We start from the raw sequence: 13,804 nt of genomic DNA on the forward strand, positions 1-13,804 counted from the left end.
CTTGGGGTGTGATCAGTCGCGGGGCCGGCTTCGGGTGTGATCAGTCGCGGGGCCGGCCGGTCGGTGGTCCGTCGGCCGTTCGGTCGACTGGACCGGCGGGCCGGTTGAGGTCGTGGTGCGGGAGCGCGCCCACGCCGAGGCGGCGCGGTGGAGCAACAGGAGCAGCGTGAGGGCGAGGAGCAGGGGCGGCGCGAGGGGTGCGAGCGCGTCGCGCCACACCCAGCCGCCGACCGCGACGAGATACAGAACCCCCCAGCGCCCCGGCCACGTCAGCCGGCCGCCCGCGCTCGCGAGCAGCAGCCCCAGCGGTACGAGACACAGCAGCTGGCAGACCGGCGGCGCCCAGCGCAGCAGCGGCTCGGGCCCGTCGAGACCCACCGCGCCCGCCAGGAAGCCGGCGGTCTTCTCGTACAACGCCCCGTGCACCGGCCGCGGTTCCCGTCCGAGGGCGACCGGTGCGGCGTACAGGGCGCACAGGACGGCGCACAGTGCCGTGCCGGGCAACCACGGGTCGTGCCGGGTGCTCAGCGTGACGGCGGCGACGAACACCACGAGCAGCAGGCCGCCCGCGGTGAGCGACGGCAGGGGCAAACCCTCCAGCAGCTGACGCCCGGACAGAGCGGCTTCGGATGCCCCATCGAGCCAGGGCAGGTCGCGCAGCGGGGCCCAGAAGAAGACGACGGCGACACCGAGCAGGCTCCACAGGGCGCCTCGCAGCCGCCGCTCCTGCGGCTTCCGGTCCGGTTCCAAGGCCTCGTGGGGCGGTGGTTCCCTGGTCGGTCCGTCCGGCCGCACGATGAGCGCCAGTGTGTCCGCCTGCAGCGCCTCGCGCTCGTAGCCGGGGCGCCCGATGAACAGCGTGACCGTGTCCTGGTCGCCGTCCTTGGACTGGTAGGCGGCCCGGCGGGCCCAGGTCGTGCCGTATCCGGCGGTGGCGTTGAGTTTCGCCCAGTGGGTGCCGTAGGCGGGGACGGCCGGTGGACGGACGGCCGGGGTGCTGTCGTCGTGGCGCAGGGCCGAGCGCAGTCCGGCCATGGAGACCACGGCGATCAGCGTCATGCTCAGCAGCACCGCCCAGCCGGCGCCCGCGATCCCGGATGGGGTGAACAGCATGGCCGCACTGCCCAGCACCAGGGCGCACATGGCCCCTTGGAGCGCGGCCAGCACACCCGTGCGCCCCTGGACGCGCAGGACGCCGATGTACAGCTCCACCACGACCCGAGGCAGGGCGCCGAGGGCGAGCAGCCGCAGCACGGTCGAGCCGTGCTCGGCGTAGTCCGGGCTGAAGGGCGTGAGGATGTACGGGGCGAAGACGACCAGCACGGCCACGACCGGGACCAGCAGGAGTGTCATGCGCCGCAGGGCGCCCCGGACGCCGTCGGCGAGCTGGCGCGGGTCGTGCGAGGCGTGCGCGGTGAGCGACGAGGCCATGTTGATGGCCATGAACTCCATCGTGCCGCCGACGGTGTAGGCCACGTAGAAGTAGCCGTTCTCTGCGGCGCTGAAGCGGACCGCGACCATCACCGGCAGCAGGTTGATCATCGCCAGGCTGAACAGGGCGCCCAGCGAGTCGCCGGCCAGGAAGCGGCCCATGTCCCGGATCTTCGGGGGTTCTTTGTCGCGGTCGGCAGCCGCCTGGCGAGGGATGAGCCGGCGGAAGATCAGCCAGCCCAGCGGCAGGGTGGAGAAGGCGATCGCCACCGCCCAGGAGACGAAGATGCCGAGGACCGGCAGCGTGCCGGCGAAGACGGCCAGGAGGGCCAGCTTCCCGACCGAGAAGACCGCGTTCCCGGCGGGCACCCACTCCGCCTTGCGCAGCCCGGTGAGCACCCCGTCCTGAAGGGTGAGCAACGCCCAGGCCACACAGGCGGCGACGAACACCGCACCCGCCATGGGCGTGCCCAGGGGCGCGTAGGACGCTCCCCAGGCGTCGAGCGTGAGCAGGAAGACGGCGGCGGCGAGCGCCACGACCAGTGAACTGGCCACGTACGTGCCCCACACCAGCCGTCCGGTCTCCCGCCCGGCGCGCGGGACGAAGCGGACGACGGCACCGATCATCGTGGTCGCCGTGATGCTGGCGAGCAGCCGCATGGCGGCGATCGCGGCCGATCCCTGGCCGACGGCCTCCTCCGTGTAGTAGCGGGCGGCGACCAGCCAGAATCCCAGGCCCAGTACGGCGGAGACGCCGGTGCTGAGCATGAGGAAGTAGGCGTTCTTGAACAGCGAGTCGTGGGTGTGGTCGCTGTCGGCAGGCTTCGGCCCGCCGCCGTCGGTGCGCGCGGCGGCGGGCTCGTGCACCTGGATCTCAGCCACGGGAGCGTCCCAGCCCTCCCGGTGTCGGCCTGTCGCCGGGCAGCTCTCCCGGTGCCGGGGCCGGTTGCGCCCCGGACCGCTCCAGCACCTCGATGACCGTCCGCGCCCGCTGCGGGTCCACGGGCAGCGCGTGCCGCGCGAACCAGCGGGCCGCCTCGGGAGCCGGTGAGGGGTCGGTGAACTCCGCACCTGCGTAGTCGTCCAGGGGCGGGTCGTAGAGGTAGCCGACGACGATGCCCTGCCGCGCCAGCGCCGCGATCGCCGCGTCCCGGTCGGCCACGAACAGCGGGACCCGGAACAGCGGCTGCGTCCCCTGGCCGTCGCGTGGCTTGGCCCAGGGGGTGGACAGCAGCAGTTCCGTGCCCACCCGGCAGGCGTCCAGCACGTCGTCCAGCCGGTCGAGCTTGTGGCCGATGCGGCGCAGCCGCAGCCGACCGGACCGAAGGCGGTAGTCGTGCATGTCGACGCGCACCCACGGGTGGTGGGCGTCGAGCCCGGGCGTGTGGCGGGCGGCGAGGGCGAGTTCGTCCGGGCGCAGCGGCATCCGGATCTCCTCGCGGTCCGCCAGCCCCAGCAGCCGGATCGCGGCCCAGGCGGCGCGCCGCAGCCGCAGCCCGCGCACCGTCGCCTCCGCGTACGGCCGGACCAGATAGGCGAGTTCGGCGCTCGCCCGGCGCGGCGCGAGCAGTCCCTCGCAGGTCTTCTCCACCGCCTCCCGCAACCCCGGATCGGCGAGCGAGAGCATGCCTCCGGCCTTCGCCCCGACGTGCTTGGACAGGCTGAACACGGATGCCTCGCCCCACGCACCGACCGGCCGGTCGCCGACCCGGCTGCCGATCGCGTGCGCCCCGTCCTCGAACAGCGGGATCCCCAACGCGTCGCACTTCTGCCTGAGGCGTGGCGCCGGGTCCGGGTTCCCGTACAGGTTCGTCGTGAGCACGGCCGACACCGAGCCCCACACCTCGTCCGGCACGGCATCGATGTCGATGGACGCGTCGAGCGGGTTCAACGCGTCGTGAGCACGGCCGACACCGAGCCCCACACCTCGTCCGGCACGGCATCGATGTCGATGGACGCGTCGAGCGGGTTCAACGGCGCCTGCACCGGGCGCAGTCCGGCCGCGAGCACGACGAAGAAGATCACGTCGTCGTTGACCGGCGACATCAGCACCCGTCCGCCGGGCGGGCACCAGTGGCGCAGCGCCACGTACAGCCCGAAACGGCACGACGGTACGTACACACATTCCCGGCCGAGCCGGACGCGCATGGTCTCTTCCAGCCGCTTCGGCTGTGCACCACGCCGCACCGAACCCGGACCGGCCTCCCCTATGGCCATCCGCCCCCCAGATGTGCCGTGGGAAAGCCCCCTCCCCGAGGCCTTCCGGCACCCGCCCAGAGTCGCCCCGTTCGCACCGCTCCGTCAAGATTGCGTCGCGTCCTGTGGATAACTTCCGGCACGTACGAATGCGGCGTCCCGTCCGGCGCGCCGGAGTCGCCCCGTCCGGTCCCACCCGGGCCCACCTGCCCCGTTCGCCCGTCTCCGCCTCCTCGGACTCTGCCCATGACCGGTGCGTCACCCGTAACGTGTGGCATGACCACGAACACGTGGCGACGACATGGCACACCCGAAAGCGAGGCAGCACCCGATGCCCCCCTTCGATGTCCCCGAGGGCGATCCCTTCGGCCCGCACAACCTGCCGTACGGCGTGTTCTCCCTGCCCGGCTCGTCCCACCGGGCCGTGGGCGTCCGGCTCGGCGACCACGTACTGGACGCGGGCGCGGCGGCCCACGCGCTCGGTTCGCCCTACGCCTCCCTGCTCGCACAGCCGACCCTCAACCCGCTGCTGGCCGCCGGCCGCACGGCCTGGTCGGACGTCCGCCGGGCGCTGACCGCCTGGGTGACCGTGCCGTCCCACCGCGAGACCGTCGCACCGCTGTTCCACCCCCTGTCGTCGGTGACCCTGCACCTGCCGTTCGAGGTCGCGGACTACGTCGACTTCTACGCCTCCGAGAACCACGCCCGGAACGTCGGGCAGATGTTCCGGCCCGACGCCGAGGACTCCCTCACCCCCAACTGGAAGCACCTGCCCATCGGCTACCACGGCCGCTCCGGCACGGTCGTCGTCTCCGGCACGGAGGTCCCTCGGCCGTCCGGGCAGCGCAAGGCCCCCGCCGACGCCGCTCCCGTCTTCGGGCCCTCCGTCCGCCTGGACATCGAGGCCGAGGTCGGCTTCGTCGTCGGCGTGCCCTCCCGGATGGGCGCGCCGGTGGCTCTCGGCGACTTCCGCGAGCACGTGTTCGGGCTGTGCCTCCTCAACGACTGGTCCGCGCGCGACATCCAGGCCTGGGAGTACGTGCCCCTCGGCCCGTTCCTCGGCAAGTCCTTCGCCACGTCGGTGTCGGCGTGGATCACCCCGCTGGACGCCCTGGAGGAGGCCCTCGTGGCGCCTCCGGCCCGGACGCACGAGCTGCTGCCCTACCTGGACGACAGCGACGAGGAACCCGGCGGCTACGACCTGCGGATCAGCGTCGCCGTCAACGGCCACGTCGTCTCCGAGCCGCCCTTCTCCACGATGTACTGGACGGCCGCCCAGCAGCTGGCCCACATGACCGTCAACGGCGCCTCCCTGCGCACCGGCGACCTCTACGGCTCCGGCACGGTCAGCGGCCCGGCGGAACGGGAACGCGGCTCCCTGCTGGAGCTGACCTGGAACGGCCGCGATCCGCTCGAACTCCCCGACGGCAAGCGCACGTTCCTGGAAGACGGCGACGAGGTGACCCTCACGGCCTGGGCCCCGGGGCCCGACGGTGTGCGGGTCGGGCTCGGCGAGGTGACGGGGCGGGTGGTCCAGGGCTGAGTCCGGGTGAGGCCGCGTCCCGGCCGGTGACGGTCCGAGTCCTCGGAATTGGCCGGAGGGCAGCAGGCCGGCGCCCCCTCCGGCTCTGCTCCGTCGGCGCTCGTCCTGTTCGGATGTCGTTCGACCCCTGACGTAGACCGCCCGGCCCGTCATACTGGGCGCGGGGCGGTGTGCCCGCACGTCCGCCACGCTCGTCGTGGCCACCGGTGCGCTCGGCTGCCGCCCTCCCCCGCACGACCCGTAGCAGCCCCTCTTGTGACGAGGAACCGGAGCCCGTGGCCATGACCGTCTGCCTGCTCCTGCTGAGCGTCGTCGCCGTGACGGCCGCCGTCCCCGTTCCCCGTGCGCTGACCCGGGCGTCCTGGCCCGAGCGGGAACCGGTGGTCGCGCTGTGGGTCTGGCAGTGCCTGGTCGCCACCGTGCTGCTGGCGTGCGTGACGGCGCTCTCCCTGGGCGCCGCGGCCGTGTTCGGCACGGTCCGCGCGCAGCTCTTCGCCCCGGCACCACCGGCGGTGACCGCGGCGTACGACCTGTCCGCCGCCCCTCCGTGGGCCGCCGCGCTCACCCTGCTGCTGGCCTGCGGCGCCGCCTGGACCACCGCGATGCTCGCGCGGGAACTCGTCGAGGCGCGCCGACGCCGGGCCCAGGCCCGGGCCCATCTGCGGGAGCGCGCCCCCGATCTGCCGGCCGGACTGCCCGCGGCCCGGGGTCCGCTGCTGGTCCTCGAGGACGAGTACCCGGACGCCTGGTGGATGCCCGGCCACCCACCCCAGCTGGTCGTCACCACGGGTGCCCTGCACCGTCTGACCGGCCACCAGCTCGACGCCGTCCTCACCCACGAGCGGGGCCACGCCCGCGCCCGCCACGACTGGCTGCTGCACCTGTCCACCGCCCTGGCCACCGGCTTCCCCCGCATCCCGCTGTTCGCCCACTTCTGCGACCAGACCCACCGCCTGGTCGAACTCGCCGCCGACGACACGGCCTCCCGCCGCTGCGGCCACCTGACCACGGCCCTGGCCCTGATCGAGCTCAACCAGCACCGTGGTGTGCTGTCCTGCGCCTCCAGCCACCGCCTGCTGGGCGAGCGGGTCGACCGGCTCCTGGAACCGCCGCCCCGGCTGGGCCGCCGGCACCGGGCCCTGACCACCACGACGGCGGCGCTCGTGCCGCTGCTGCCCCTGCTGATCGCGTTCGCGCCGGGCCTGACGGCACTGTCGTAACCGCACCGGCCGAGAAACGGCGCTGTCGGTGCGGCGCCGGCCGAGAGGCGGCCGGCTTCCGTAGCGGCACCGGCCCAGAGGCGACCGGCTTCCGTAGCGGCACCGGCCCAGAGGCGACCGGCTTCCGCAGCGGGCACCGGCCCAGAGGCGACCGGCTTCCGCAGCGGGCACCGGCCCAGAGGAGGTCGGCTGTCGGCGCCGCACCGGCCGGGCGGTCGGTGGCGGATCCGGTCAGGGGCCGGCCAAACGGCCAGCTCACTCGTCGGGCGCGTCACATTCCCGGTGGCGCAACATTCCCGCAACACCACTTTTCCTATCGGATAGGTATGGTCCGAACCATGCCCAGTGACCGCATCCGAGACCACGCCGGACAGGGAGCCGCGACCACCGTCGCCGCCCACCGCGCGCGGCGACGGCTGCGCGCCGACCGGGCACGGCAACTGGCGGACCTGCTCCGGCGGCTGCTGCTCACCGGGGCCTTCCCCGACGGGGTCCTCCCTCACGAGTCGACCCTCGCCACCGAGTACGGCGCGAGCCGCAACACGGTCCGCGAGGCCCTCGACCTGCTGCGGGCCGAGGGCCTCGTGGAGCGTCAGCCCGGCGTCGGCACCGTGGTCGTGGCCCACAAGTACCCCCACGGCCTCGACCGCCTGATGGGCCTCGCGGAAACCCTCCGCGAACACGGCCGCGTCACCAACGAGGTCCGCACGATGGGCCCCGCCCCGGCGCCCGCGCCGGTCGCCGACCGCCTCGGGCTCGCGCCCGGCACCGACGTCCTCTACATCGAACGCCTGCGCAGGCTCGGCGGACTGCCCCTGTCCCTCGACCTCACCTACATCCCCCTCGACATCGGCACCGAGCTGCTCGGCGCCGATCTGGAGAACACCGACGTCTTCCGCCTCCTGGAAGCCGTCACCGGCCAGCGCCTCGGCCACGCCGAGATCACCCTGGAAGCGGTCAGCGCGGACACCCACTCGGCCGCCGTGCTCGAGGCCCCGCGCGGCGCCGCCGTCCTCATGCTGGAACGCCTCACCCACCTCGCGGACGGCCGCCCGGTCGACCTGGAGTTCATCCGTTTCCGCGGCGACCGCATCACCATGAGCGGCCTGCTGCACCGGAACCGGTAGCCAACCCGCTCGCGCACATCCCTGGAGACAGCCATGCCCTTGGTGCCCCAGCGGGCCGACGTGCCCGTGACCATCGACGAGTCGAAGTGCATCGACGGCTGCACGCTCTGTGTGGACATGTGCCCGCTGGACTCCCTCGCCATCGACGAGCGCAACGGCAAGGCCTACATGCATGTCGACGAGTGCTGGTACTGCGGCCCGTGCGCGGCCCGCTGCCCCACCGGAGCCGTCACGGTCAACATGCCCTATCTGCTCCGGTGAGAGGCCCGAACCATTATGAAACGCACAGTCGTCGCGATATCCGCCGTCGTCCTCCTGCTCCCGCTCAGCGCCTGCGGCGGTGACGCGGAGGCGGGCAGCGGCTCGACGGTCACCGTCACCGTCGGCTACCAGTCCAGAACGATCAACACCGTCACGGCGGGCACCCTGCTCCGCTCCCTCGGCTCCTTCGAGAAGCAGCTCAACGCCCTGCACGACGGTGTCCACTACAAGGTCGACTGGCAGGATTACGCCACCGGCGCGCCCATCACCGCCCAGATGACCGCCGGGAAGATCGACATCGGCTCGATGGGCGACTTCCCGCTCCTCATCAACGCGGCCCGCGGCAAGCAGCTGAACAGCCCCACCCGCCTGGTCTCGGTCACCGGCTACAACCTCCGCGGCGGCCTCAACACCATCGTCACCGCGCCGGACTCCAAGCTGACCTCCCTGAAGGACCTGAAGGGCAAGAAGGTCTCCACGAGTGTCGGCTCGGCCGCCGACGGCACCCTCGTACGGGCCCTGCAGCGCGCCGGCATCGATCCGAACAGCGGCATCGAGAAGCTCAACCAGCAGCCCTCCGTCGGCGCCTCCGCCCTCGCGGCGGGCAGCACGGACGCCCTGTCCCAGTTCGTCGCCTGGCCGGGCCTGCTCGCCTTCCAGGGCAAGGCGAAGGCGATCTACGACGGCGCCCGGCTGAACCTGCCCACCTTCCACGGCGTCACCGCCCGCGAGGATTTCGCGAAGAAGCGCCCGGCCGTGCTGGAGGCGTTCCTGAAGGCCCAGGCGGAGGCGACCGACTACCTGAACGAGCACCCGGTGGACGCCGCCGAGAAGGTCGCTAAGGCGACGGGCCTGCCCGCCGAGGTCGTCTACCTCTACAACGGCGATCACGGCATCGCCACCTTCGACCCGGCCATCAAGCCCCAGCTCGTCTCCGCGCTGAAGCAGGACGTCTCGATCCTCAAGTCGGCGAAGCTCACCGGAGACGTGGACGTCGACTCCTTCGTCGACGACCAGTACGTGAAGAAGGCCCTCGGAACGACGGCGTACACCAAGCATCTCGCCACGAAGCCCGCACCGGCCGCGAGCGAGGCCTGGCCCAAGAGCGCCTCCAAGACCGTCACCTTCGACTCTCCCTCCAAGCTGCTGCGTTACGTCGCCGGGCACCGCGACGACCTGCGCGCCGCCTACGTCCCCGACACCACCACCGGCACCCTCTGGTTCGCCGACAAGGCCGTGTGGGTGGCCGACGGCGACAGGCTGCTGCCCTTCGTCGCGCCCGACACCGCGCAGACGTACATCGCCGGGCACGGCGGAGCGCGGGTCGTCTCCTACGCCGACGCTCTGGAGCGGGCGTCGTGAGGCGGTACGCGCTCCGCGTCCTCTCGCTGGTCGCCGCCCTCGGCCTGTGGCAGGCGCTGACCAGCCTGAACGTCGACCTGTGGCTGCGCTTCTCGCAGTTCCCGACGGTCACCGACGTGGCCCGGGCCTTCGCCGCCCGGGTCTCCGGGCCGGACTACTGGACGGACCTCACCGACAGCCTCACCCGGATCCTCACCGGCTTCCTGCTGGCCGCCGTCCTCGGTGTGGCCACGGGCGTGCTCGTGGCGCGCTCGCGTCTCGCCGAGGACCTGCTCGGCCCGGTGCTGGAGGTGATCCGCCCGATCCCGGCCATCGCCCTGGTGCCCGTCGCGATCCTGCTGTTCCCCTCCAACGAGCAGGGCATCGTCTTCATCACCTGCACCGCCGCCTTCTTCCCGGTCCTGGTCTCCACCCGGCACTCGGTGCGCGCCCTGACGCCCGTGTGGGAGGAGGCCGTGCGCACCATGGGCGGCGGCCGGTGGCGCATCCTCGGCTCGGTCGTCCTGCCGGGCGCTCTGCCCGGCGTGTTCGGCGGCCTGTCCGTCGGCATCGGCGTCTCGTGGATCTGTGTGATCTCCGCCGAGATGATCTCCGGCCAGTACGGCGTCGGTTACCGCACCTGGCAGGACTACACCGTCGTCGACTATCCCGGCGTGTTCGTCGGCATGGTCACCATCGGCGTGCTCGGCTGGCTCACCTCCACCGCCGTGGAACTCCTGGGCCGCCGCCTCACCCGCTGGCTCCCCCGCACCGCGTACGTGCCCGGTGCCCGGCCGCCCCGGACCAACCGGTCCGTGAAGCCGGCACCGGCCGCCCCCGCCGCCGTCCCCGGCGGGGCTCGATCCGAGGAGGCCCGCGATGAGCACCTCGTCTGAGACCGTCCCGAACACCCCGCCCGGGGCTGCCCCGGACACCTCGCCCGAGACCGCCTCCGGCGCCGCCCCGGTGCGCGGCACCCGCCTCAGCCTCAGCGGCGCCTCCCTCGGCCGCCCCGGCGCGACCGCCTTGGACAAGGTCGATCTGGACATCGCCCCCGGCGAGATCCTCACCGTCGTCGGCCCCTCAGGCTGCGGCAAGTCGACCCTGCTGCGCACCCTGGCCGGCCTGCTGCCGCCGCTCGCGGGCGAGATCGCCCAGGACGGGCACCCGCTGACCGGCCCCTCGGCCGACCGGGCTCTGGTCTTCCAGGAGGACGCCCTGCTCCCCTGGCGCACCCTGCGCGCCAACGTCGAACTCCCCCTCGCCATCCGCGGCGTGCCCCGCGCCGAGCGCCGGGAACAGGCCCAGGCCTGGCTGGAGCGGGTCGGACTCGGCTCGCAGGCACGGCAGTTGCCGCACCGGGTCTCCGGCGGCCAGCGCCAGCGCGTCCAGCTCGCCCGCGCCCTGGCCGGACGCCCGCGCGCCGTCCTGATGGACGAGCCGTTCGGCGCGCTCGACGCGCAGACCCGCGCCGGGATGCAGGACCTGCTGGTGGAGGTGCTCCAGGGCACGGGCGCCACCGTCGTCTTCGTCACCCACGACGTGGACGAGGCCCTGTTCCTCGGCGACCGCGTGGCCCTGCTCGGCGCGGGCGGCCTCGTCGCCGTCCGGGACATCCCCCGCCCGCGCGAGCGCGGCGCACACGACGACCCGGCGCGCGTGGCCCTGCGGCGCGACGTCCTCACCTCGCTCGGTACGTGAAAGGCACCCCGGTGACCACCTCCGTGAACCCCCCTGCGGACACCCCCCTGGCCGTCCCGTCCCTCGCCGACGCCGAGGAACTGACCTGCGACGTCCTCGTCATCGGCGGCGGCACCGCGGGCACCATGGCCGCCCTGACCGCCGCCGAGCACGGCGCGAACGTGCTGCTGCTGGAGAAGGCGCACGTCCGCCACTCCGGCGCGCTCGCCATGGGCATGGACGGCGTCAACAACGCGGTCATCCCCGGCCGGGCCGAACCCGACGACTACGTCGCCGAGATCACCCGCGCCAACGACGGCATCGTCGACCAGTCCACCGTCCGCCAGACCGCCACCCGCGGCTTCGACATGGTGCAGCGGCTGGAGTCCTACGGGGTGAAGTTCGAAAAGGACGAGCACGGCGACTACTCCGTCCGCCAGGTACACCGCTCCGGCTCCTACGTACTGCCGATGCCGGAGGGCAAGGACGTCAAGAAGGTCCTGTACCGGCAACTGCGGAGGCGCGAGATGCGGGAGAGGATCCGCATCGAGAACCGGGTCATGCCGGTGCGCGTCCTCACCGCCGGGGGGCAGGCCGTGGGCGCGGCCGGCTTCAACACCCGCACCGGGCAGTTCGTCCAGGTGCGCGCGGGCGCGGTGATCCTCGCGACCGGCGCCTGCGGCCGCCTCGGCCTGCCGGCCTCCGGCTACCTCTACGGCACCTACGAGAACCCCACCAACGCGGGCGACGGCTACGCCATGGCCTACCACGCGGGCGCCGAGCTCACCGGCATCGAGTGCTTCCAGATCAACCCGCTGATCAAGGACTACAACGGCCCGGCCTGCGCCTACGTCGCCAATCCCTTCGGCGGCTACCAGGTCAACCGGCACGGCGAACGCTTCGTCGCCTCCGACTACTGGTCGGGTCAGATGATGTCCGAGTTCGCCGCCGAGGTGGCGTCCGACCGGGGCCCCGTCTACCTGAAGCTGAGCCACCTCCCCGAGGAGTCGGTCTCGGCCCTGGAGACGATCCTGCACTCCACCGAGCGCCCCACCCGCGGCACCTTCCACTCCGGGCGCGGCCACGACTACCGCACCCACGACATCGAGATGCACATCTCCGAGATCGGCCTGTGCGGCGGCCACTCCGCCTCCGGCGTCCGCGTGGACGACCACGCCCGCACGACCGTCCCACGGCTGTACGCGGCCGGCGACCTGGCCTGCGTCCCGCACAACTACATGATCGGCGCGTTCGTCTTCGGTGACCTGGCGGGCGCGGACGCCTCGCAGTACCAGGCCTACACGGGCGAGCTGCCCGCGGAGCAGCTCCGGGAGGCGCACGAGCTGATCTACCGCCCGCTGCGCAACCCCGACGGCCCGCCGCAGCCCCAGGTCGAGTACAAGCTGCGCCGCTTCGTGAACGACTACGTGGCCCCGCCCAAGTCCGGTGCCCGGCTGTCGCTGGCCCTGGAGGCGTTCCAGCGGATGCACACCGACATCGCCGAGATGGGCGCCCGCACCGCGCACGAGCTGATGCGCTGCGCCGAGGTCACCTTCATCCGCGACTGCGCGGAGATGGCCGCGCGCTCCTCCCTGGCCCGCACGGAGTCCCGCTGGGGCCTCTACCACGAGCGCCTGGACCACCCCCAGCGTGACGACGCGTCCTGGTTCCATCACCTCGATCTGCACAAGTCCCCCTCCGGTGCGATGGAGTTCACGGCACGTCCCGTGGCTCCCTATCTCGTTCCCGTCGACGGTTTCGACCCCGTCGGCGGTCCGTCCCGTGTCCTCGGCGAGGTGCACGCCGAGGATGTGGCCATGGCGGGCTCGCGGGACGTGGCGCCGGTCGCGGCCCCGGTGGGAACGGTGGATCCGGAGCCCACCCCGACGCCGGAGACTTCGGTCACCGCCCCTTCCGGCGAGGAGTCCTCCGCCCGCCTGCTCGAACTCGTCGCCCTCGCCGAGGAGGAGCCAGAACTCGACGCCCTCCAGCCGTACTTGACGGACCCCACGCCCGCTGTCCGCCGCGAGGCCGTCGCCGTACTCACCGAGACACTGCCGCCCGGGACGGGCACCGCGCTCGCCGCCGCCCTGCGCGACACCGCCGCCGAGGTCCGTGCCACCGCGGCCGCGTCACTGCGGGAGCTCGTCGAGACGCTCCCGGCCGAGCCCGATCTGCGTGACGGCCTCGCCGCCGCCCTGCGCGACACCGCCGCCGAGGTCCGGGCCACCGCGGCCGCGTCACTGCGGGAGCTCGTCGAGACGCTCCCGGCCGAGCCCGATCTGCGTGACGGCCTCGCCGCCGCCCTGGCCGAGCCGGACCCGGTGGTCCGCGCGGCGGCCCTGGACGTCCTGCGCGCCCTGCGCCTCGGCGACGCCGCCTTGTTCGCGACCTCCCTCGCCGACTCCGACATCGCCGTCCGCATCGAGGCCGTACGGGCCCTGGTGTCGGTCGACGCGGCCGGCGAACTGGCCGGTGCGGCGGGCACCGACCCCTCCCGCGAGGTACGGGTCGCGATCGCCAAGGGCCTGGCCACGGTGAGTGCCGAGCGGCCGGCGGGTGACGTCCCGGACGGCACGGACCCCACCGCGGGCGCGATCGAAGCGGCCCTCACCGGCCTTCTCGACGACCCCGACGCCCTGGTGCGGGCAGCGGCCTACGGAGCACTGGGCACCACCGGCTGCCCGGCGCCCCTCACCGCACGCGCCGTGGCCGCCCTGGCCGAGCCGGCCTGGCAGGTGCGGGCCGGAGCGGCGACGGCCCTGTCCGTCGCCGACGCCGACGTGGCGGTCCCGGCCCTCGCCAAGGCCCTGGCCGACGCCAACGCCGACGTCCGCAAGGCCGCCGTGCTCGCGCTGACCCGGCACCGCACCACCGAGGAGGCCCGGGCGGCCCTCGCCACGGCGACGACGGATTCCGACGCGGATGTCAGGGCCTACGCGGGACGGGCGCTGTGACCGGCCCGGCGGCTCGCCGATCCCTGTGATCCGGCCGGAGCCAGGCCT

At 73.2% G+C, this 13,804-nt stretch carries 9 protein-coding genes and 1 pseudogene; 8 read left to right on the forward strand and 2 right to left on the reverse strand.

Features of this window, described 5'->3' with window-relative positions; all coding sequences use genetic code 11:
* Positions 1-12: 12 nt before the first annotated feature.
* Positions 13-2,313, reverse strand: a complete 2,301-nt coding sequence (locus FDO69_RS33350) for a lipopolysaccharide biosynthesis protein (RefSeq protein ID WP_234388200.1) — start codon at positions 2,311-2,313, stop codon at positions 13-15.
* Positions 2,306-3,579 (reverse strand): annotated as a pseudogene (locus FDO69_RS33355) (DegT/DnrJ/EryC1/StrS family aminotransferase). Before FDO69_RS33355 ends, FDO69_RS33350 begins: the two are co-directional and overlap by 8 nt.
* 379 nt (positions 3,580-3,958) lie before the next feature.
* Between FDO69_RS33355 and fahA the strand changes: the two are divergent.
* The 8 genes from fahA to FDO69_RS33395 all read left to right on the forward strand — a co-directional run bounded on the left by fahA (position 3,959) and on the right by FDO69_RS33395 (position 13,756).
* Positions 3,959-5,170: a fumarylacetoacetase gene (gene fahA, locus FDO69_RS33360; protein WP_104785689.1), complete on the forward strand. Its 1,212-nt coding sequence runs from the start codon at positions 3,959-3,961 to the stop codon at positions 5,168-5,170.
* A 281-nt stretch (positions 5,171-5,451) separates the two neighbouring features.
* Positions 5,452-6,390, forward strand: coding sequence for a M56 family metallopeptidase (locus FDO69_RS33365; RefSeq protein ID WP_104785802.1), 939 nt, complete (start codon positions 5,452-5,454; stop codon positions 6,388-6,390).
* A gap of 338 nt (positions 6,391-6,728) precedes the next feature.
* Positions 6,729-7,517 carry a GntR family transcriptional regulator gene (locus FDO69_RS33370; protein ID WP_170320979.1) on the forward strand — a complete coding sequence of 263 codons (789 nt, stop codon included), beginning with the start codon at positions 6,729-6,731 and terminating at the stop codon, positions 7,515-7,517.
* A gap of 33 nt (positions 7,518-7,550) precedes the next feature.
* Positions 7,551-7,778 carry a 4Fe-4S dicluster domain-containing protein gene (locus FDO69_RS33375; RefSeq protein WP_043497678.1) on the forward strand — a complete coding sequence of 76 codons (228 nt, stop codon included), beginning with the start codon at positions 7,551-7,553 and terminating at the stop codon, positions 7,776-7,778.
* Positions 7,779-7,793: 15 nt separating this feature from the next.
* Positions 7,794-9,140 carry an ABC transporter substrate-binding protein gene (locus FDO69_RS33380; protein ID WP_104785692.1) on the forward strand — a complete coding sequence of 449 codons (1,347 nt, stop codon included), beginning with the start codon at positions 7,794-7,796 and terminating at the stop codon, positions 9,138-9,140.
* Positions 9,137-10,015, forward strand: a complete 879-nt coding sequence (locus tag FDO69_RS33385; protein WP_104785695.1) for an ABC transporter permease — start codon at positions 9,137-9,139, stop codon at positions 10,013-10,015. The genes FDO69_RS33380 and FDO69_RS33385 overlap by 4 nt, the downstream gene beginning before the upstream one ends.
* On the forward strand, positions 9,999-10,820 hold the full coding sequence (locus tag FDO69_RS33390; RefSeq protein WP_234388202.1) for an ABC transporter ATP-binding protein: 822 nt from the start codon (positions 9,999-10,001) through the stop codon (positions 10,818-10,820). Before FDO69_RS33385 ends, FDO69_RS33390 begins: the two co-directional genes overlap by 17 nt.
* An 11-nt stretch (positions 10,821-10,831) precedes the next feature.
* Positions 10,832-13,756 carry a fumarate reductase/succinate dehydrogenase flavoprotein subunit gene (locus FDO69_RS33395; protein WP_234388203.1) on the forward strand — a complete coding sequence of 975 codons (2,925 nt, stop codon included), beginning with the start codon at positions 10,832-10,834 and terminating at the stop codon, positions 13,754-13,756.
* Positions 13,757-13,804 lie beyond the last annotated feature (48 nt).

It is taken from the genome of Streptomyces tibetensis, assembly GCF_007655005.1.
Taxonomy (GTDB): domain Bacteria; phylum Actinomycetota; class Actinomycetes; order Streptomycetales; family Streptomycetaceae; genus Streptomyces; species Streptomyces tibetensis.